Source organism: Sphingobium fluminis, assembly GCF_037723805.1.
In the GTDB taxonomy this organism is placed as follows: domain Bacteria; phylum Pseudomonadota; class Alphaproteobacteria; order Sphingomonadales; family Sphingomonadaceae; genus Sphingobium.
The window spans coordinates 241,300-264,480 of the sequence record NZ_JBBJUK010000005.1 but is presented as its reverse complement, the minus strand read 5'-3'; the positions used below and the strand labels follow the sequence as shown (position 1 = coordinate 264,480).

The window sequence follows — 23,181 nt, the reverse complement described above, 5'->3', positions numbered from 1 at the left end:
AAATCCTATTCCCGGCGTGAGGAAATGCGCCTGCCGCCTCAGGTCAGCGACCGCTTCGAAGTCATCGTCGTCACCGACTTCGACAACAAGGTCTATGAACTGAACGGCGAGACCAACAACCGGCTGGTCGACGATCAGGCGATACTCGTGGCGGCCAAGCCCCGCCCCGACCTGCGCGTCAGCGACGTGATCCTGCCGCCGGCGGGGGTTACTGCGGGGGCCACCGCCTCGGTCACGTTCAAGGTGGCCAATCTCGGCACGGTGGCGGCGAACGGCAGCTGGACCGATCAGGTCTGGCTCTCGCTCGACGACAAGCTGACCAGCGACGATATCCTCGTTTCCGCCCATGAAAACCCGATCGCGCTCGATTCGCTGGGCGAATACAGCACCGATTCCGCGACCTTCCAGATCCCGCTGCGATTTCGGGGCACCGTCTATGTCATCGTCGCCGCCGATGTCGGCAACGCGATCGACGAATGGCCCAATGACAGCACGGCCAGCAACACGCTCGCCAAGCCGCTCTATGTCACGCCGGTGCCGTTCGCCGACATGGTCGTCGATAATGTCGTCGCACCGGCGCAGGCGTTCGAAGGCAATACGGTTTCGCTCAGCTACACCGTCACCAATCGCGGATCTGGCAACACGGATCTGGGCCGCTGGGCCGAACAGATCTGGCTGACAAAGGACAAGAACCGGCCGCATCCGGGCCAGGGCGACATCCTGCTGTCGTCGCTGACCTATGATGCCGGTATCCTTGTAAAAGACGCAGGCTATGATCGCGAAGCGACCGTCACCCTGCCCACCGGGCTGGTGTCGGGCACCTATTATCTGATGCCCTGGGTCGATCCCTATGCGACGCTGCTCGAAGATTCGCTCGACATCAATGTGAACCCGGACGATCCAGGGGAGATCAATTCCAGCAACTACCGCGCCCGGGCGATCAACATCGTCGGTACGCCGCCGCAGGTCCTGACAAGGGCGATTTCGGTCGACGCCGTCACCGCGACGCCGCTCGCCAGTGCAGGCGAGGATTTCACCTTCGGCTGGACCGTCAGCGCCCAGGGAAACAGTACGGCCGATGGCTGGACGGACCGGGTCTACCTCGCCGACGCGCCGACCGTAGCGCAGGCCAAAAATGTGTTCCTGCTGGGGGAATATGGCAATCTCAAGCCGCTCGATCCCGGCCAGAGCTACACCAACAGCCAGACGGTCAAGCTCAACCCCGCCGCCGCCGGCAAATATATCATCGTCACGACGGCCCTGCTCGGCGACACGCAGCCGCTCGACAATGAAGGGTTCGTCGCCACCAGCGTGACCAATGCGCCCGCCGACCTGACCGTGGTGAGCGTCGTGCCGGCCGCGCCCGCCGCTGTCGCCTATTCGGGCGAACAGACCAGCGTCACCTACACCGTGCGCAACGATGGCGCGGCGACCTGGCCGGGCACCCAATATTGGACCGATCAGGTGTGGATTTCCAAAGATCCGACCTTCATCCGCGACCGCGCGTTCGTGGCCGGCACCGTCGCGCAGACCGGCCCGCTGGCCGCCGGCGCGAGCTATACCCGCACGCTGGACTTCACGATGCCGCCGGGCGTCGAAGGCCAATATTATGTCTATGTCTTCACCAATGCGCGTGACGACCTGTTCCCGACCGACATCGTGCGGGCGGGCGGCAATGACGTGCTGCGCGACCAGTTCTTCACCCGCTATGCGTTCGAACTGCCGCAGGGCAATATGATGCAGGCGCAGTTTCCGGTCGTGTACCGCGAGCCGGACCTTAAAGTGACCGAACTGGTCCTGCCCGATACCGTGGCGGCGGGTAGCACGATCGACATCCGGTTCAAGGTGGAAAATACCGGCACCCGCGCGACGCGCGAATCCGACTGGACCGACCGGGTCTATCTCTCGCTCGACGCTTCGCTCGACGACAGCGACTGGCTGATGTCGCGGGAAGTCTCGCCGGGCGTGGTCATTCGCGCCGAAAGCCTGCACCACGGCATCCTGAACCCCGGCGATTTCTATTACGCGACCGCGACGGTCACCATGCCGTTCGAACTCAAGGGCACGTTCAACGTCATCGCCTTCGCCGATTCCAGGCTGGAAGAAACGAACCTGGGCAGCAGTTCGCTCTCGCCGCGCCTAAAGGGCATTTACGGTTCGATCGGCGGATCGGTGCGCGAATTTCAGGGCGAGGGCAATAACAGCACCGCCAAAGAGGTCATCCTCACCCCCTATGTCGCCCCCAACCTTCAGGTCTCCACGCTGGCAGCGCCAGAACGCGCGGTGCGCGGCCAGAAATTCACGGTGTCCTACACGGTTACGAACAGCGGCGGCGATACGCCGGCGCTGCAATCGCGCTGGGACGATCTGGTCTATCTGTCGCGCGACCCGTTCCTCGATCTGACCACCGACCGCTATGTCGGCAGCCTGACCCATGAGGGCGGGCTGGCGGCCAACAGCGCCTATTCGGTTTCCCAGGACTTCACCGTGCCTTCGGACCTCGGCACTGAAGCCTATTATGTCTTCGTGATCACCGATCCGGCGCGCTATGATTCGACCGGCGCGGTGTTCGAGACGCTGGAGCGCGACAACACGCTGGTGTCGACCGTCCCGATGGTGATCGACCTGCCGCCGCCGACCGACATTCAGGTCACCGACATCGTCGTGCCGGACAACAGGAAGTCGGGCGATCCGGTCACGATCAGCTGGACCGTCAAAAACACCAGCGACATCGCCGCAGCCGGAAGCTGGACCGACGCGGTCTATCTGTCGAAGGATGCGACCTGGGATATCGAGGACAAGCTGCTCGGCCGCCAGAATTTCAGTGGCGTTCTCAACCCGGACGGCACCTACACGCTCACGCTCACCGCGACCCTGCCGGGCGTGGCCGAAGGCAGCTATCGCGTGATCGTGCGCACCGATGCGCGCAACCAGCTCTACGAAGATATTGGCGAGGGCAATAACAGTACCGCGTCGCCCAATGCATTGTCGATCACGGTCGACAGCCTGACGCTCGGCATACCGCTTACCGTGGACCTCAAACCCGGTCAGGAACGGCTCTACAAGATCGAGGTCCCGGCCGACAAGACGATGCGCCTGCGCGTGCGCACCGATGACGACCGCAGCATCAACGAGGTGTTCATCCGCCACGATGCGATCCCGACGTCGGCGCAGTTCGACGCCACCTATACCGGCCCGCTCAACGCCGAGCTGACCGCGATCGTGCCCAGCACCGAGCCTGGCGTCTATTATATACTCGTGCGCGGCTTTGCGGGCCAGTCGGATGGCACCCCGGTCACCATCGCGGCCGACCTGCTGCCGCTGGTCATCACCGACATCAAGACCGACACCGGCGGCGACGGCAAGTTCGTCACCACCACGATCACCGGCGCGCAGTTCCAGCCCGGCGCGATCGTCAAGGTATCGCGCCCCAACATCGCCGAATATGAGCCGGTGAACTGGAAGGTCGTGGATTCCAGCAAGATCATCGCCACTTTCGACTTCACCGATGCGCCGCACGGCCTGTACGACGTCAAGATCATCAACCCCGACGGCACCGAGACGGTCGAGCCCTATCGCTTCCTGATCGAACGCGGAATCCAGCCCGAAGTGTCGATCGGCATCGGCGGCCCGCGCGTGATCCTGGCGGGCGATCAGGCGACCTATTCGGTGGCGTTGCAAAATCTCGCCAACCTCGATTCGCCCTATACCTATTTTCAGGTCGGCGTGCCGCAGCTCAACCTCAACCCCTATGTCTATGGCCTGCCGTTCCTCAATTTCTCGACCAATGTCCGGGGCACGCCCGAAGGCGCGGCGAACAGCGACAATGCGGCGGTGCCGTTCCAGGGGATGGAATCGATCACCAACACCAATGGCCAGTTGCTGACGTCTGGATTCCTCTATGACGAGCCAGCCAACGGCTTTGCCGGATTCTCCTTCAACGTCGTGACCTATCCCGGCCTCAAGGCCATGGCCGACCGCTCGTTCGACGAATTCCGCGACCAGATGGCGGCGGCGTTCCCAACCCTCGCGCCGCTGCTGGCGGAGGGCGAAGGCGGGCTGGACGAATGGTGGGCGGGCGTGAAGACAGAGGCGTCGGCGATCGACCCGGCGCTCGGGCCACTGCTCGACGCGCTCGATTTCCCGGCGCTGTATCGGGAGAATCAGGCGGTCCCGAGCGACTGCGAAATCCCGTTCATCCCGTTCCGCTTCCACGTCCTCGCCTCGGCGACGACGATGACCCGGACCGAATTCGTCACCTTCCAGACCGCCCGCGCCAAGGATCTTCGCAAGGCGATCCTCGAAAATGAGGATGCGGCGCCTGCCCTGCTCGCGCTCGCTGCCAGCGAAAAGGACTGGGTCGATCTCTACCTCGCCGGGCTGGAGCAGGCCGGCCTGCTGCGTGCCGAAGGCGCGATACCGCCGATCCGCACGCAGCAGCATATCGTCAGCCTGATGACGACGCTGGCGTCGGGCATATTGTTCGGCCCCGGCGGCGGGCAGATCCGATCGAACGGCGATATTCTCGGCTTCTTCGAACAGGTTCGCGCCCTGTACGGCAATGAAGACACGAAGATGGCCGAGATCGAGTTCTGGGACCCCCGCGAAAGCGATTGCCAGGAAGGCGAAATCCCGGTCCCCGAACTGCCGACACTGGATCAATATGATCTGGGCCTGTCGACACCCACCCATTTCGAGGCGTTCCGCATCTTCGTGCCCTGGATCGCTTTTAGCGATCGCGGTGCCGGCCTTCCGGCCGACTTCCAGATCAATGGCCCCGAGCCGGTCGACGGCGACCCGTTCGCGGCGCTCGACTTCAGCCGCTTCTTCCGCGCCGATGGCCAGGTCAACCGCCTCGCCTCGATCACCGGGCCGCAGACGCTCGACACCCAGGGATGGCTGCCTGCTGATGAGACCCTGCCCTATTCCGTCGGATTCGAAAATGCGACCGGCGCGGCGCGCACGGTCAATGAAGTGCAGATCGTCACCGAACTCGACCCCGACCTCGATCCGCGGAGCTTCGCGTTCGGCGACATCAAGATCGGCGACATCACCATCGACGTGCCCGATGGCCGCTCCAATTTCTCGACCGAACTCGACTTCGTCCAGACGCGCGGCTTCATCCTGCGAGTGAGCGCGGTGCTCGACCTCTACCAGCAGCCCGCACGGGCGAGCTGGCTGATCCAGGCGATCGACCCCATCACCGGCGAAGTGCTGGAAGACGCCACGCGCGGCCTGTTGCCGCCCAATGGCGCAACCGGCGCTGGCGCCGGCTTCGTCAACTATACCGTCAAGCCCGGCGCCGACATCGCCACGGGCACGCGCATTTCCGCGTCCGCGCGCGTCCAGATGACCGGCTTCGCGCCGGAAGACACGATCGTGCTGAGCCAGCAGGTCGATGGCTCGGCCGCCAGCAGCGCCATCAAGGCGACCCGGATCGGCACCACCAACGATTTCCAGGTCGACTGGCACACGGTCGACGACGCCAATGGCTCGGGCGTCAAGCATGTGACGCTCTACGTCGCGGAAAATGGCGGCGACTTCAAAATCTGGCAACGTCAGCTCACCCAAGCGAACGGCACGCTGATCTTCCAGGGCGAAGCCGGCAAGACCTATGAGTTCCTGGCGCTTTCGACCGATGTCGCGGGCAATCGCGAAGCGCCCAAACCCGGCGTCAACGCCGTCGATGACGGGTCCAGCGTCAATCTCGGCGGGTTGCCGACCGTGCCGGGCACCACCGCGCCCAATTTCGGCCAGCCGCCCGAACCGCTGCCGATTCCATCGACCAACCCGCTGTTCACCCGCGCCGAAGACAAGGTGCCGGCGGCCGAACCGCTCAGCTCCCCCAGCGAATTCGGTACGGTCATGCAGCCCTTTTTCGGCCGCGCCTTTGCCACCGGCATCACGCCGAGCGACGGTGATATCGCGCCGATGGGCATCGTCGAAACGCCCGATGGCGGGTTCCTCATTTCGGGCGGCGTCAATCGCGGCACGATATGGAAATTCACCGCCAATGGCGGCGCTGCCGCGACGCCGTTCGCCGAGCTGGACGATCCGCTATTCAACATGGCGTTCGACCATGAAGGCCGGCTCTGGGCGACCACCGGCGGCGGGCCGCTACTCCGGCTCGACCCCGATTCGGGCGCGGTGCTTGGTCGCTATGGCGACGGCGTGACGATCGCGCTGGCGGTCGATCCCGACAGCGATCGCATCTACGTTTCGACCAATTCGGGCGTTTCGATCTTCGATCCCGATACGGGCAGCTTCACCCAGTGGAGTCGCGACGAAAATCTCCGCGTCGGCAGCCTCGCCTTCGATAATGACGGCGCATTATGGGCGGTGACGTGGCCCGATCGCCTCCAGGTCGTGAAATTCACCGACAAGGCGCGGGCCGAGACCAAGCTCGTGTTCGATGCGCCGGCGGACTCGCTGACCTTCGGCAAAAAAGGCACACGCCTTGAGGGCCTGTTGTTCGTTTCGCATACCGCCGGCACCGTGGCCGATACCGGGCTAGCGGCTCAAGGCAGCGAACTCACGATGGTCGATCTGGCGACCCTGCGCAAAGTCGCGATCGCCAAAAATGGCAGCCGTGGCGACGTGGTTCAGGCCACCAGCGACGGACGCATCCTGCTGAGCCAGAGCAATCAGGTCGACGTCATCGCGCCGGCCACCGCGCCCGCCGTGATCGCCACGAATCCGCCGCAGGGCGCGCAGATCGCGCTGCCCCAGCCCTTCATCTCGGTCAGCTTCGACCAGGATATGTTCGTGGGCGCGGCTACCGATGCCGGATCGGTCACCAACCCGGACTATTATAAGCTCGCCGGTGCCATCGTCGGCGACGTCACCGTGCGCGCGGTTTCCTACGACGCGGCCACCCGCACCGCCTATATCAGCTACGGCAATATCCTGCCCGACAGCTATACGCTGACCGTATCGGCGCTGGTCACCGGCGTCACCGGCCTGCGGCTCGGTGCAAACTACCAAACCGGGTTCCAGGCCTTCGACGACATCTCGCAACTGGTCGATCTGACCTTCAGCGACACGCGGTTCGATCGTTCGACCGGATCGATCTCCTACGCGGTGACCGTCACCAACCGCACCGACGGGCCGATCACCCTGCCCGCTTTGCTGACGATCGACCCGCTGGGCGGCTTCACCGGCGTCCCGCTGGGTGCTGGACAGAGTGACGACGGGCGCTGGCTGATCGACTTGTCCGGCACCTTGCCACCCGGTGGCCTGTTGCAGCCGGGGGAAAGCACGACCGGCCGCACGGTCTCGATCGTCAATGGCGGCAACCTTCGCCTGAACTTCGTCACCGGCATCGTCGCCGGAACCTTGCCCAATACCGCGCCGACCTTCACGAGCACGCCGCCCATCGCCGCGACTTCGGGTACGGAACTGCGCTATCAGGTGACGGCGAGCGATGCCGAAAGCCAGGCGATCTCCTTCGGGCTGCTCTCCGCACCCGCAGGCATGGCGATCGACCCGGTCAGCGGCCTGTTGACCTGGGTCCCGCCCGCCAGTTCGCCCGCCGAAATTCCGGTGGTCGTGGAAGCGTTCGACACTCGTGGCGCGGTCAGCCTCCAGCGCTTCACGCTGACGATCGCCGGCGGAAACAAGGCGCCGGTGTTCGGCGCGCTGCCGATCGGCCTGCAAGGGTCCGAAGGCGAATTGTTCGAATTCCAGCTGAGCGCCACGGATCCCGAACAGGATGTGCTGACCTATTGGGCCGACGGCCTGCCGGCGGGCGCGGCTTTCGATCCGGTAACGCGAAGCTTCTCGTGGCTGGCGGACTATCAGTCGGCGGGCACCTATGATGTGCGATTCCTCGTCACCGACGGCGTCAACCAGAAGGAGACCATCGTCTCGATGCTGGTCGGCGAGCGCAACCAGCCGCCACAACTGATCCCACCGGGCGACCGGATCGCGCGCGAAGGCGACTTCATCCGCTTCCGCCTCAACGCCGTTGCGGATACCGATCGCGAGCTGACCTATTCGAGCGACCTGCTGCCCTTCGGCGCGACGCTCAACCCGACCAGCGGCGAGTTCGAATGGATTCCGACCTATATTCAGGCCGGCGTCTACGAGATTCCGTTCACCGTCAGCGACGGCGAAACGGCGGTCACCGTCACCTCGAAAATCACCGTGACGGCAGCCAATGCCGCGCCGGTGTTCGACAATCTCGACGGCTGGCAGGTGCTGGAAGGCCAGCAACTAGTATTTACGGCCTTCGGCTTCGATCCCGACAATCCTTATTATCAGCCCGCCATTCGCAATTCGGCCGGAGTCACGACGCCCAGTTCCGACGTGCCCAAGACGGTCACGGTCGAAGTCGTGGGCGCGCTGCCCGAAGGCGCGGTGTTCGACCCCGAAACGCAGCAGTTCCGCTGGACCCCGTCGAACAGCCAGTCGGGCGACTTCACGGTCCGCTTCCGAGCGACCGACGTCGGCGACGGCGGCGAGCCGCCGCTCAGCACCGAGATCGTCGTGCCCATTCGCGTGTTCAACCAGAATCGTCGCCCGGAGGTGGCCACGATCGCCAACGCCGAACTGGCCGAAGGCAATATACTCGAAATCCCGGTTCAGGCCTTCGATGCCGACGGCAATCCGCTGGTCCTGGCAGTCCGCAACGAAAGCCCGTTCCGCCCCCTGCCCGACTTCGTCACCTTCGTCGACAAGGGCGACGGCACCGGCGTGCTGCGCCTCGCGCCCGGCGCGCACCGGCGCGGCGACTATACGCTGATCGTGACCGCCACCGACAATGGCGACGGCCTGGGCGCGCCGTTGTCGGGCGCCTATACGTTCGTGGTCAAGGTCACCAATCCCAACGAGACGCCCGAACTTTCCTTCATCGGCGACACGGTCGCTGTCGTCGGTCAGCCTATGCAGCTGCTGGTGCAGGCATCCGACATGGATCAGGAAGCGCTGGTCTACGCATTGGCCGGTCTGCCCGCAGGCGCGACCATCGCGCCCACGTCGGTCTATGGTCAGGCGCTGATCACCTGGACGCCCGGCGCGGGCGACATCGGCACCTATGACGGCAGCGTCACCGTGACCGATAACGGCAATGCGATAACGACCCCGGCCAGCATTGCGCGCAGCTTCAAGGTCATCGTCCGCGCGGCCAATGCCGCTCCGGTGCTCGCGCTCGTCGGCAACAAGGCCGTGGTCGAAGGGTCGCCGCTCGCGATCGACCTGCGCGCCGCCGATCCCGATGCGGACGCGTTGACCTTTACGATGGCCGGCGCCCCCGCGGACGCCACGCTCGATCCGGTCAGCGGCGCGTTCCGCTGGACCCCCGCGCTGAACGCCAGCGGCACCTACAACATCACCTTCACCGCCAGCGACGGCAACGCCACGAGCGGCGAGACGATCACGATCACCGTCGGCAATCTTAACCAGGCGCCGGTGTTCGTCCCGATGGCGATGCAACTGGCGCGCGAGAATACGCCGGTGATATTCCGCGTGGTCGCCGGCGACGCCGATGCCGACCCGCTGGTGCTGTCGGTCGCTAGCGGCCTACCGGCGGGCGCGCTGTTCGTGCCCGCGACGGGCGAGATCCAGTGGACGCCCGGTTTCGATCAGGCGGGCGATCATACGATCCGCTTCCATGTCGTCGATGCCAACGGCGCGGAAGCCACGCTCGACGTCCTGATCCGCGTCGCCAACGTCAATCGCGCACCGACGATCAGCGAAGGCTATCACGCCTTCCTCATCGGCGAGGAAAAGCGTTTCGTCATCGCGGCGGCCGATCCAGACGCCGAGGATTCTCTGGCCTTTACCGCCGAAAATCTGCCCGAAGGCGCGACCCTCGACGTCGCCACCGGCGAATTCGTCTGGACGCCCGGCCCGGGCCAGATCGGCGACTATGCCGTCACCTTCATCGCCTCCGATGGCCACGCCAAAACCCGCCGCACCGTGGTGCTTCGCGCGTTGCTCGAACCGCAGGCGCCGACGCTTCGCCTTGAACTGACACCCAGTTTCCCCGCGCTTCCGGGCCAGAATGTCCTCGTTCACGCGATCGCCGACAGCCTGTCGGACATCACCTCGCTCAAGGTCACGCTCAACGGACAGGATTTGCCGCTCGACGCCAACGGCCGCGCCGTTGTCGTCGCCGGCGCGCCGGGCAAATATGTCCTCACCGCCACCGCGACCGACGCCGATGGCGGCGCAAAGACCATCACCCAGCAGCTCAAGGTCCGCGACCCGCTCGACAAGAGCGCGCCGCTGGTCGCTTTCCTCGACCAGATCGACGGCGCGGTCGCTCTGGGCGCGCTGCCGGTGCGCGTGCAGGTCGCCGACGCCAATCTCGACTCGTGGAAGCTCGAACTCATCGCGGCCGACGGCACCCTGACCGACATCGCCAATGGCGAAACGTCGGTCAGCGAGTCGCTTGCGACCCTCGATGGCCGCGCCCTTGCGGATGGCTTCTACCAGTTGCGGCTGACGGCGCGTGACATATCAGGCCGGACCAGTGTCGCCACCGCGCGGATCGAAGTGCGCACCGGGGCCGACAAGCTTGGCCGCTACACCACCCAGCGCACCGACATCGCCACCACGCTGGGGGGCGTACCCTTCGCCCTGACCCGCGCCTATGACAGCGTCACCGGCGACTGGACCTTCCTTGGCCTCGATCCCGCCATCGAAACCAGCGTGAGCGGCGGGGCCGGCGCGAGCGGCGCCCTGCCCGGTTTCGAAGTCGGCAGCCGGCTCTATCTGACCCTGCCCACCGGCGAACGGGCGGGCTTCACCTTCAAGCCGGTCGAGGAAGTGATCGGCTCGACCACCTTCTACCGTCCGGCCTGGATCGCCGATGGCACGCACGGCTTCAAGCTCTACTCCGCCAACAGCCAGCTTCGTCAGGTCGGCGCGCTATTCTACGATGTCGCGACCGGGGCCGCCTATAATCCAGGGTCCGCGCTCTATGGCGATATGGACTATGCGCTGGTCGCACCCGACGGCACGACCTACGCGATGGACAGCGTGCGTGGCACCGTCGCCATCCAGTCGGCGGCGGGCAAACTGCTGGTCAGCGACAGCGGCGTAACCGGGATCGGCGGCGAAGCGCTGGTGTTCCTGCGGAACGCGGCCGGAAAGATCGGGCAGGTCACCGGCCCGAACGGCATTTCGCTCTCATATGAATATGACGCCGATGGTGCGCTCGCGTCGGTCCGCAACCTCGCGAGCGGCGATGGCGCGCGCTATGGCTATGCCGATGGCAGGCTGACGCTGGAAGTGCCTTCGGCAGGGTCTGGCAAGCGCATCGCCTATGCGGCCGACGGTTCGGTCAGTTCCTCGCCGATCGTCGCCGACCTTGCGACCGCCGCCAGCTTCACCGGCCATCCCGTCAATGGGACGCTGACCGGCGGCTCACCGGCAAGCTATGTCTTCACCCTGCGTGATAGCGAAATGGCCGGCCCCGCGGCGGGTCGCGTGCTCCTGCGCGTGGTCACCACCGGCTCGGTGACGCCCGAAATTACGGGGCTGCCGCAACTTGGCAGCCGCATCGTCGACGGCAAGCGCGTCACGCTGTTCGCTGCCGATGCCGCTGGCCTCCAGGAACTGCGCCTGACGGGCAGTGGCGCCTACACGCTCGAACTGGGAATCGCCGGCGACATCAACGCCGACAGTCAGGTGAACGGCCTCGACAGTGCGCTCGTTATCGCTGCTGGTGCTGGAAGCGACGTGAATGGCGACGGCATCACCAACGCCACCGACACCCAGATCATCGCCGCAAATTACGGATTCCGCGCCAATGTCGCGCCGGTGCTGGCCACCAGCCTGCCCACGCCCAGGACCCATGTCGATCTGCCGACCTATCTCAACCTGTCCACGGTCGCGACCGACCCGGACGGCGACAGGCTCTATTATCGCATCGTTTCGGTCACCGGCGGAACCGCCGAGCTGACGGCCGATGGGCGCGGACTGGTCTTCTCACCGGCGGCCGGCAGCACTGCCCCTGCCAGCGTGCGCATCTCGGCCGACGACGGCTTTGGCACCTCGGCGACCGCAACTATCGATATCGCGATCTCCGATGCACCGCTCACCGCAATCGATTTCGACGTGCGCAATCCCAGCTTCTCGCAGGCCGGACTGGACCTCAAGGTCGGGCTGATCGGCACGTTTGCCGATGAAGCCAATGTCCTTTTGCCTTATTCCTATGTCACCGCCAGCGTCGGCAATACGGGTATCGTGTCGCTTGGCGGCGACGGCACGATCCTCGCGCTCAAGGACGGCCCGACCTATCTCAAGGTCAGCCGTGGCGCGATCGCGGCGGCCACCACCGTCACCGTCGGCCTGCCCAAGACCGGCAGCGACCTGATGACGTCGATCTATAATATCGATGCCTATCCCGATTCCGTGACGCTGCTGCCCAACGGCGGCACCCGGCAGATCATCACCTCGATGGACCCCAACCGCCAGTTCTTCGCCAATGGCGCGGCGGCGGGCACGACCTATGTCTCGTCGAACAGCGCTGTCGTCACCGTCGACGAGAACGGCCTGCTGCGTGGCGTCGGCGCGGGCGTGACGTCGGTCACCGTCATCAACCGCTGGGGCGAAGATCAGATTCAGGTCACGGTCGCGCCCGCGATCGTGGGCGACAATGTTTCGGTCGACAGCAGCAAGGGCGGCATCGTCCAGAATGCGGAAGGCGTCACCATCGCCTTTGGTCCCGGCGCGCTTTCGGGCGACGCCACGGTCACGATCAATTCGCTGACCAGGGACGAATTGCCGATCGTCATGCCCAGCGAGGACATCTTCCAGTTCCTCGGCGCCTTCAATCTCGACGTAGGCGCGGCCACGTTCAACGATGTGGTGCAGGTCGCGGTGCCGGCAGGCGATGTCGGACAGCCGGGGGATCAGGTATGGTTCTTCACCGACCTCGTCCTGCCTGTCGGCCCTGACGGATCGGACATGCGGGTGTGGACCGTGATCGATTCCGGCACGATCGACGCGGACGGCATGGCGCGGGTCAAATCGCCGCCCTTCCCGGGCCTGAGCCGCAACGGCAATATCCTGATCGCGCGCGTTGCGACCCCCCTGCCCAATTTGCGGATCGACATCGGCTATGCCGCAGCGGTCGCCGCCGCTTTCATTCCTGCAATCGGTGTGGCGGCGGTGGGCGGGCTTGCCGGCGCGGTCGTGGCGATCGGCATGGTCGGCGCGATGGCCGGTATGCTGGTTCTGCCCCAGCTCTACAGCCTCGCCAATGTGCAGCTCTATCGCAAATGGGCGACCAAGGACATCGACATGACGGTGTTCCAGGTGCCGCCGCCCACGCCCGGCCAGCTGGAAACCACGATCGTGGCGGACCTGCCGCTGCACACCGATCCGACGGACACCGGACCGCAAGTTACGCTTGCCGACCAGCAATTCGTCAACGGTCAATCGCGGATCACGCTCAAGGGCACCGGGTTCATCACGCCCGATCCCGATCCGTCCAGCCTTGGCGACAGCCTCGACGATATTCGCGTCGTGCTGCAATATGGCACCGACGAAATCATCCTGACCGACACGAAGCTCACCAAATCGGGCACCGCCGCCGACGCCACGGTGGTGTTCGACGTGCCCAAGAACGTCATCCTCGGCCGCACCCAGATTTTCATCGAACGGCCCACGCTCGGCTCGAAGCCGGGGCCGGACGGCAAGGCCACGGCATCCACCCAATATCAGCGCAGCGACGCGGTCGAGATCGACAACAAGGCCGCCTATGCGTTCGTCGGCGATCGCAACGGCGTGCAGATCATCGATACCGCACGGCAGGACGAGGTCGGGCAGGACGATAAATATATCGGCCGGATCGATCTGGGCGCGCCGGTCACCGAAATCGTCGTTACCGGCGATCTGGGCGCCGCCTTCGTCGCGACGAGCGACGGCATCGCGGTGATCGATACGCTGTCGTTGCAGCAATATGATATCGATCCGACCAGCGCGGCGACGATCGACAAGATCAGGATTCCCGGCGGCGTCACGACGCTCTCGGTCGATCCCAACGGCAAGTGGCTCTATGCCGGCGGGCTCGGCAAGGTCTATATGATCAACATCGATCCGGGCCTGCCCAATTATCTCAAGGTGCTGAACGATTCCCAGCATGTGATCGACGTCTCGATCACGAAGAGCGGGACGAACTACGGCCACGTCAACACGATGGCCGTCAATGTGGACGGCACGCGGCTCTATGTCGGCGTGACGGTCACCGAAATGTTCGGTTCCAACGCATGGGTCAATAATGGCCGCGATGCGAGCGTGATCCGCGTGATCAACGTCGACGACAAGGATATTCCAGAGTCGGGCAAGGTCAATGTCAACCGGTGGCATCAGGTCATCGGATCGGTCGATGGCGGAATCGAAGTCTATGAAATCCAGTCGACGACCGACCCGGATATCATGATCTATGCCGCGCGCGGCGAGAGGAATGACGGCGCGCGCTACATAAAGGTGACGAACAACACGGCCATCGGCTTTGCCGCATCGGTCAAAATCATCTCCACCGATCTAAACAAGGGCCCGATCGGCGTCCGCGTCGTGCCGATCGACTTCGGCTTCGGTTTCTCGATCACCCGCTATCTGCGCCAGACGCCGGGCCAGCTGTTCGATCTCGACATCAACAATGCATCGGGCATCGTCGTCACGCCCGACCGGCAATATATGTTCGTCGCCGACTGGGGCGCACCCGCGCTCTATCGCTTCCGGGACCCCGAAACCGCGTTCGAGGTCGAGGATCTTCACGTCATGGGCGCGAAGGTCATGATCATCCGTGACCCGTTCGGAAAGCCGGAGATTATCGGATCGACCACGCCCATTCCCATGGGCTTCCTCGAAGAATTGCGCATGGATGCATCGGGCACCAAGCTTTACGCCAACTATCGCGGCGCCGGGAACATCGTCATCCTCGACGTCAACGAGATCAAGAAACTCGATTTCGTCCCCGAAGCGCGCACCATCCCGATCGATCATGTCAAATATGGCCGCGATATCTATGAAACGCCGGTCGATGTGACCCGCAACGGTCGCGGACTCGCCGTTCAGGACGTCAGCGTCCTCAATCTCGTATCGCCAGTGTCCGAAGTCGACCTGTTCAACAGCGCGACGACCAACCTGACCTTCGAATGGAAGGTCGACGGCAGCCTGGTGCAAGGCGCGCTCAAGACTAAGCTGGTCGTGAGCGCCCTGCCGCCCGCGCGCGGCCTGTGGCCCAACGACCGCCCGGTGACGCGCGGCTTCTTCGACGCCGACCCGAGCAAGGCCGTGCTGGCGGCGGGCGACAATAATCCGAACCGCTTCTACACCTCGCCCGAATGGGCGCCCGGCGAATATTTCGTCAATGCCGATGGCACATGGAAGAAGACCGGCGACACCGACGGCAAGTCATGGCGGGTCACATTCGACCAGAATTACGCCAAGGTGCTGACGGCCGGCCAGGAATATTATTGGGGCGTCGAACTGCTCGGCAAGGGCGTGCGCGAATCCGCCGCTTTCAAGGTTCCGGCGAAAAAGGCCGACGCGCCGTTTAACGGCGTCACCATCCTGACCCATGGCTTCCAGTTCGGACTGTCCTTCGGCGACGATCCGTTCGAGCCGGATGGTGGGCCCTTCTCGACCATGGCCGACCTCATCACGCTCGCCAGCGGCGGCGGCGTGGTGCTGCATTATGACAAGGAGACCGGGAACTGGGTCGATCGCGCGACCCGCAAGGTCAACGCCGACGCGCTGGCGGGCAATGACGGCAAGGGGGTCGTCCTGATCAGCGACTGGAACAAGGAATCGGACATCACCGACAGCGGCTTCTCCGAAGCGGCGGCCGATGCGATGTTCGCTTCACTGGTCAGGCTCAACGCGCAGACCGGGGGCAAAATTTTCGGGTCGCCGCTCCACTTCATCGGCCACAGCCGCGGCACGGTCGTCAATTCGGAAATGATCCAGCGGCTCGGCACCTATTTCCCCAGCGCCGGCGGCACGTCGGGCATCCAGATGACGACGCTGGATCCGCACGACATGACGCAGGAAACGTTAAACATCCCGCTCAACATCATCCTGCCCGCACTGGCGACGGGCGCGGCGGCGCTGACTGCCGGCATTCCCGGCCTCAACGCGGTGATGGCGCGGATCGCGGCGGGCATGCCCAAGCTGCTGAAACTCGCGGATGTGCTCGGCATCGAACTCGATCCCGCGCCCTTCTCCAACTTCAAGGACCCGGACGTCATGGTCTGGGAAAATGTGAAGTTCGCCGACAATTATTATCAGACGCTGGCGCGCATGGACGCGCCCGATCTGCCGCTGGGCGAATATATCAAGCAGCGCATCTTCACCGTGACGCCAAATGGCCGCTCACTGGTCAACGACATCACCGCTTCGACCGAAAGCCCCTTTGCGACCAAGAACAGCGCGGAAATCGACTTCAAGCTGAACGGGCTGTCGGGCTTCACTCAGGACGACCTCAACATTCTGGGTCAGAATTTCGGCGTCGGCGGCCCGCACAGCCGCGTGTGGCAATGGTATGCCGGCACGATCGATCTCAGCGATTCCAACTTTGCGGGCTATCCCGTCTACCGCCGCATCACCGACGAGGGCCGCGGCACGATCTCGCTCGTATTCCCGACCGAAGATTTCGGCAAAATCCCCTGGTACAGCGTCGTGCCGAGCCAGGTCACCGACCGCAAGGCATCGAACACGCCGTTCACGGGCACCGCCCGGTCGGTTTGGGAAGGCGAAGGCATCGGCTGGTATTACAGCCCGGCCGGCGGCGGCGCGATCTTCCGGCCCGATGTGACGACCCGCGTTCCCGTGACCTATGACAATACCGAAGAGACCAAGGCCGGCGGCGCGGTGCCGACGATATTCAACGGCGATTTCGAACAGGGCACGCGCCAGTCGATCTGGAATTTCATCGTCAGCGGCACCAACGCCACCGGCGGTGCCTTCGCCGAATCCAATCGCGGCCGCTTTCCCGCATCCTATGAGATTCCCGGCTGGTCGTTCCATGGCGGATCGGGCTTCAGCCTCGACATCGGCCAACTGTTCGGTTTTTCGACCGGAGAACTGGACATTTCGGGCCTGATGCTGATGCAGACCGACCCGACGACGGCGTTCAAGGATGCGTTCGGCAAGTTCATGGACGTCTTCGGCGAGAAGATCATGGACTATATCTCCAAGTCCATCCTCGCCCAGAAACTGGGAATCCCCAAGGCGCCGAAAGCCGGTACGCCCGAATATAGCAAATGGTTCGCCGATTTCGGACCCAACAGCGACGCTGCCAAAAAATACAAGCAGGCAAGGGATTTCCTCGCCAAGCTCGACAATTGGATAAAGATTGCGGTCGACGCCAAGGTTTGGACGGGCGAGCAGGGATTCCAGGACGCGTTCGGCAAGCTTAACGATCCCACCAAACGTCAGCTCGACGGCCTCGTCGAACTGATGAAGGCGACCGTCAACGCGCTGATGGACAAGATATTCGGCGGCGGGTCGGACTATGCGCTGATCATGGGCGGCGAAAAGGCGATGAGCGCAATGATGCGCGGCATGCTCAGTGCCGCGCAGGAACGCAATCCCGACGATCCGCTGCTTCCCCTGTTCAGCGATTATCTCGACCATGTGCTGGCCAAGGTCGTCGATTTTTCGACGATGACGCACAACCGGCTCTATGTCCCGACGGACGCCAACTTCCTGACGTTCGACACCTTCTCGCCATGGCTGATCACCCCCAACGTGGCCCTGAAGGTAACGATGTCGGCGGTCGACGCGGGCATTCCCGACGAGGTCAAGACATTCGAGCTGAAGCCCGGCTTCATGGAGAAGACGAGCTATACGGTCGACGTGCCCCCGGTCATGCGCGGCAAGATCGTCACTATCAGCTTCGAGCAGATCAACGCTGAAAGCGTGTATGATTACCAAACAACCTGGCGCAATCCGCCGATCGACAATGCGGTGCATTTCGGATTCGACAAGCGGACCTACGCCAGCCTCGACATCGCGGAAAAAAATGCGCTCGAAGCGCAGGCGGACTGGGTGTTCCGTCATGCCGGCGTCATCGTGCAGATCGCAGGCTATGCCGACACCGTCGGCGACCCCGACTATAACGACCAGCTCGGGCTCGACCGCGCGACCGTCGTAACCCATTATATCCGCCAATATCTGATCGACCATGGTGATGATCCCGCACGCGTTCTCGATCCGCTGACCTTCGGCGAGCAGGATCCGATCAAGATTCCGGGCAGCAATCTCGAAGCCTATGATCTGTCGCGGCGGACCGAAATGCGCGTCTCCCGCGCCGGCCAGACCATTTTCGGCCCGGACGATCCGGGCGAAGGTGTGGCGTCTGCGATCAGCCAGATCTTCTTCCTCGACAAGGTGGCGTTCAAGAAGCTCGTTTCGGGCAGCCCGCTGACGCTGGACGATATGGGCCTGGTCGATCTGCCGCAGCCGCAGATCACGATCGACGATGCGACGCCGTTGTTCCAGTGGGCCAAGCAAAGCTGGGTCAATACGGGCCTCGTCGGCGGCGCAGCGGAGACGCTCGCCGGGGTCACCATCCAGGTCGGCAATCTCGCCGACGGCGCGCTGGCCGTGTTCGACAATGGCATACTCACGCTCGATGCCGACGCGGCGGGCGCTGGCTGGTTCGTCGACACCACACCGGGCGACAATGCCGAATTCGTCAGCACGTCCACCGGCTGGATTTTCGACGCCACTCAGGGTGGCCCGGCCGCCGGCAAGGTCGATTTGGCCAGCGTGCTGCTGCATGAACTCGGCCATGGCCTGGGCCTTGCGGATCTGCATCCCGCCACTTCCGCGCCGACGACGCTGATGACGGCAAGCTTCGTTCGGGGCGAACGACGCCTGCCGAGCGCCGGCGATCTCGCCAGCGTGGTCGCCGCGCCATCGGGGACGACGCCCGCGACGCCGGCCATACCCACGATCGTGCTTGCCGCGCCGCCATTGTCCACCTCGGTCGCACCGGCCTTCGCCTCGCTCGTCGGCGGCGCGCCCGCGACCGCTGCGTTCACCAACGGCGATTTTGCCGACGGCTCCGGCTGGTCAGCCGTGGGCGGCGCGAGCGTGACCGGCGGCGCCGGCGTGCTCGCGGAGGATTCGCGCTTCCTGTCCGCGATCCGCCAGGCCTTCCAGATTCCCGCCGGGGCGACCGAGATCAGCTTCAAGATCCGCTCCGCCTCGCTGGGCGCGAGCGCCGGCCTGCCGCCGGACGCGTTCGAGGTCGCACTGCTCGATCCGGTGACGGGCAAGTCCTTGCTCGGCGCGCTTGAGGGCCTGTCCCTGTCCGACGCTTTCCTCAACCTTCAGGCCAATGGCTCGCTCTATCTGGCGTCGGGGGTGACCGTCACCGGCAAGCCGGGCAGCACAGTGGCGACCGTGAGTGTGCCACTGGCAGGCTCCATTCCCGCCAATGGGGCGCTGCTCTCGTTCGACCTGATCGGGGCCGGAGCGCTGGATAGCCGCGTGATCATTGATGACATATCGTTCGGCGCCATTGCCAATGTGCCGCCCACGGCGCGCAATGGCGCGGCGTCCGTCGACGAAGACGGCATGCTGGCGATCGATCTCGCCGCGCTCGGCCAGGATCTGAACGGCGACCCGCTGACCGCTGCCATCGTCGGCACGGCGCTGCACGGCACCCTGACCGCACCTGCGGTGGCGGGTGGCCTGTGGACCTACACCCCGGCCGCGGATTATTTCGGCACCGACAGCTTTACCTTCACCGTAAGCGATGGCACCGCCTCGTCCAGTACGGCCAGCTTCAGCCTCACGGTCAACCCGGTCAATGACGCGCCTGCACTCGCGCCTGTCGCCAACCGCTCGGCGTCCGCCGGCACCCCCGTTGCGGTCACGCTGTCAGCCACCGATATCGATGACGCGCCGGCGACGCTGACCTATTCGCTCGTTACGGGTCCGGCCGGGGCGACGGTTTCGCCGTCCGGCACCTTCGTCTGGACCGCCGCGGGCAGCGGGGATCAGCTCGTCACCGTGCGCGTCGCCGACGCGGCGGGGGCGACGTCCGAACAGAGCTTCATCATCACGGTCAGTCCGGTTGCGAACCTCGCTCCGACCTTTGCGCCCGTTCCCGATCGGGCCGTGCTGGAGGGCGTCGGGATCGATTTCGCGCTCGTCGCCACGGATCCCGACGACGATGCCGCCAGCCTGGTTTACTCGCTCGTAAGCGGACCTTCAGGCGCTATAGTCGCGAGCGACGGGCGCTTCACCTGGACCGCCAGCGGCGCGGGAAGCGTGCAAACCGTAACGGTTCGGGTGGTCGATCCGCGCGGCGGCGCTGATGAAATCAGCTTTGCGATCATGGTTGGTGCCATTGGCGTCAATAATCCGCCGATATTGTCGCAGATCGCCGACCAGCAGGTCGTAACCGGCGGCGCGATCGCGTTGACGTTGCTGGGCGCAGATAGCGAGGATGCCCCGAGCCAGTTGACCTACAGTCTGATAAGCGGTCCTGCAGGCGCGACCGTCTCCGCCGACGGAATGTTCAACTGGACTGCCGGGGCCAATGCCGCGACCGAGGCAGTCACGGTGCGCGTTACCGATACCGGCGGCCTCTTCGCCGATCGCAGCTTCGCCATCGTCGTCACGGCTTCGGCGGTCAACACATCGCCGGTCCTGGCACCGATCGCGGATCGTACCGTCACTACCGGGCAGCCAGTAACGGTAGCGCTTTCGGGCAACGACGCAGAAGATCCTGCTGCCAGTCTCGTCTACTCGCTGGTGAGCGGCCCTGCCGGCGCGAGCGTCTCCGCCGACGGCACGTTCAGCTGGACAGCGGGAGCCAGCGCGGCGACCGAGCCAGTCACGGTGCGCGTCACCGACACAGGCGGCCTCTTCGTGGATCGCAGCTTCACCATCCTCGTCACGGCAACGGCGGTCAACGCGCCGCCGGTTCTGGCGCCGATCGCGGATCGTACTGTCACCATCGGGCAGCCGGTAACGGTAGCGCTCACCGGCAACGACACGGAAGATCCCGCCGCCAGTCTCGTCTATTCACTGGTCAGCGGCCCCGCCGGCGCAAGCGTTTCGGCGGCGGGGACGTTCAGCTGGACAGCGGGCGCCGTTGCGGCGACCGAGCCGGTCACGGTGCGCATAACCGACACCGGCGGTCTCTTCGCCGATCGCAGCTTCGTCATCGTCGTCACGGCTCCGGCGGTCAACACATCGCCGGTCCTGGCACCGATCGCGGATCGTACCGTCACTACCGGGCAGCCCGTAACGGTGACGCTCAGCGGCAGCGACGCGGAAGATTCCGCCGCCAGTCTCGTCTACTCGCTGGTGAGCGGCCCTGCCGGCGCGAGCGTCTCCGCCGACGGCACGTTCAGCTGGACGGCGGGAGCCAGTGCGGCGACCGAGCCGGTCACGGTGCGCGTCACCGACACAGGCGGCCTCTTCGCCGATCGCAGCTTCGTCATCCTCGTCACGGCAACGGCGGTCAACACGCCGCCGGTTCTGGCACCGATCGCGGATCGCGCCACCGGCACCGGGCAAGTGGTGATCGTCCAGCTCACCGGCAGCGACGCGGAAGATCCCGCCGACCGCCTCGTCTATTCGCTGGTCAGCGGCCCTGCCGGCGCAAGCGTTTCGGCGGCGGGGACGTTCAGCTGGACGGCCGGAACCGTTGCGGCGACCGAGCCGGTGACGGTGCGGGTAACGGATTCGGGCGGTCTTTGGGCGGACCAGAGCTTCGCTATCGTCGTCACCGCGCGCGCGGCGGTGCCGCTGACCGTGAAGCAGGCGACGATCGCCGATGGTTCGCTGCATGTGCGCCTGTCCGGCCTCATTCAGGGCGGCGTTCCCTCGACCGAGCCGATCGATCTGGCCGGAGCCGATTTCGGTCCGGTGCTGGGCAAGGTGACGCTCGACGTCGACGGTCAGGGCTTCGTCCTCGCCCGGATCGACGGCAAGGCGCTACGTTACGACGATTACACGCTGAGGCTCAAGGATTTTGGTTTCCTCAGCCAGGACCGAGCGTTGCTCGACGGGGATGCCGATGGCCTCGCGGGAGGCGATTACCTCGCTACGATCCGCTATGCCAACCCGCTGCCGGCGACCGCGCTTCTGCCCGACTTCATGCGCGGGCCGGGCGAGAAGGTCGATGTGCCGCTGGTGGATAAGCAAGGCCTCAAGATCAGCTTCGCGAGCGACGGAGGCGTTAAAACCCTCGCCTTTACAGTGACCTACGATCCAGCGCTGCTGACCGTCAGCGGCGTCACTCCGGGCAGCGATCTGCCTGCCGATGCCGGATTGACCTATACCCTGCTGCCGGCCACGGGCGGCAAGGCAGCGGTGCGCGTGACCATTGCGAGCGACACCGCCATCCCGCTCGGCGCAGCGTGGATCGCCAGCCTCGTCGCAACCGTTCCCACCACCGCGCCCTATGGATCGAGCGAGATACTCGAAGTCCGCGTCGAATCGGTCAATGCCGGCGTCCCGCCTTCGGGCGGCTATGATGAAGCGCTGCAACTGGTCGGCTTCCATAATGATGCCGATGGCGATGGCGATGTGGACATTCGCGACCTGCGGACCATTACGACGGCCTATCTGAGGGGCGCCAAGACCTTCCCGGCCTGGCCCGGCGCGCCGGCGGCGCTGATTGCGGATCTGCGTGACTATCGGCCGTTCGCCGACTCCTATCTGCCCGATATCACGAACCGGCCGGCCAGGCCCTTGCCGATCCCGCCGTCGGTCAGCGCGCCGCCCGCACCGTTCGACCCGATCACCTACGGCCTGCCCGCTGCGGTGGCGCGCTGGGCGAACGATATTCGCATGACCGAAACGCACATCGGCAAGCCGGCCGGCGAGGCCGCACAGGCCAGGCCGGAAGCGGGCAAGTCGGGGCATGGCTCATCAGACCGTCCGCAAACGCATAAGGCCAAGGTCCGTGCCGGCGAGGCACCGGCGTCTCCACAGCAACAGCGGCCCTCGGCGAAGGTCGATCTGGGCGCGCATCCCGCGATGCTGAACGGGCCGCGCCCGACCACGGAACTGGCGGCAAAGGAAGCTGGCTGGCTTGCCAATCTGCTGGGCGGCAGCGTAGGCAAGGGGGCGGATCTGGCTCCGCTGTTCCTGCCGATCGCGCTGGCGACGCTCAAGCCAGACAAGATCGCGGAAAAGGCCCGCAACGCGCGCAAGCGCGACGACGACCTAGGCGAATTAGAGGAATGCGAGTGA

1 protein-coding gene (only partly in view) is annotated in these 23,181 nt (G+C 64.8%); it reads left to right on the top strand.

The window, feature by feature from the left end:
* Positions 1-23,181: the 3' portion of a putative Ig domain-containing protein gene (locus WG907_RS14610; RefSeq protein ID WP_340233916.1), read on the top strand. Its footprint begins 13,980 nt before the window's first position; the window shows 23,181 of its 37,161 coding nt (coding positions 13,981-37,161); its start codon lies beyond the left edge, outside the window; the stop codon is at positions 23,179-23,181.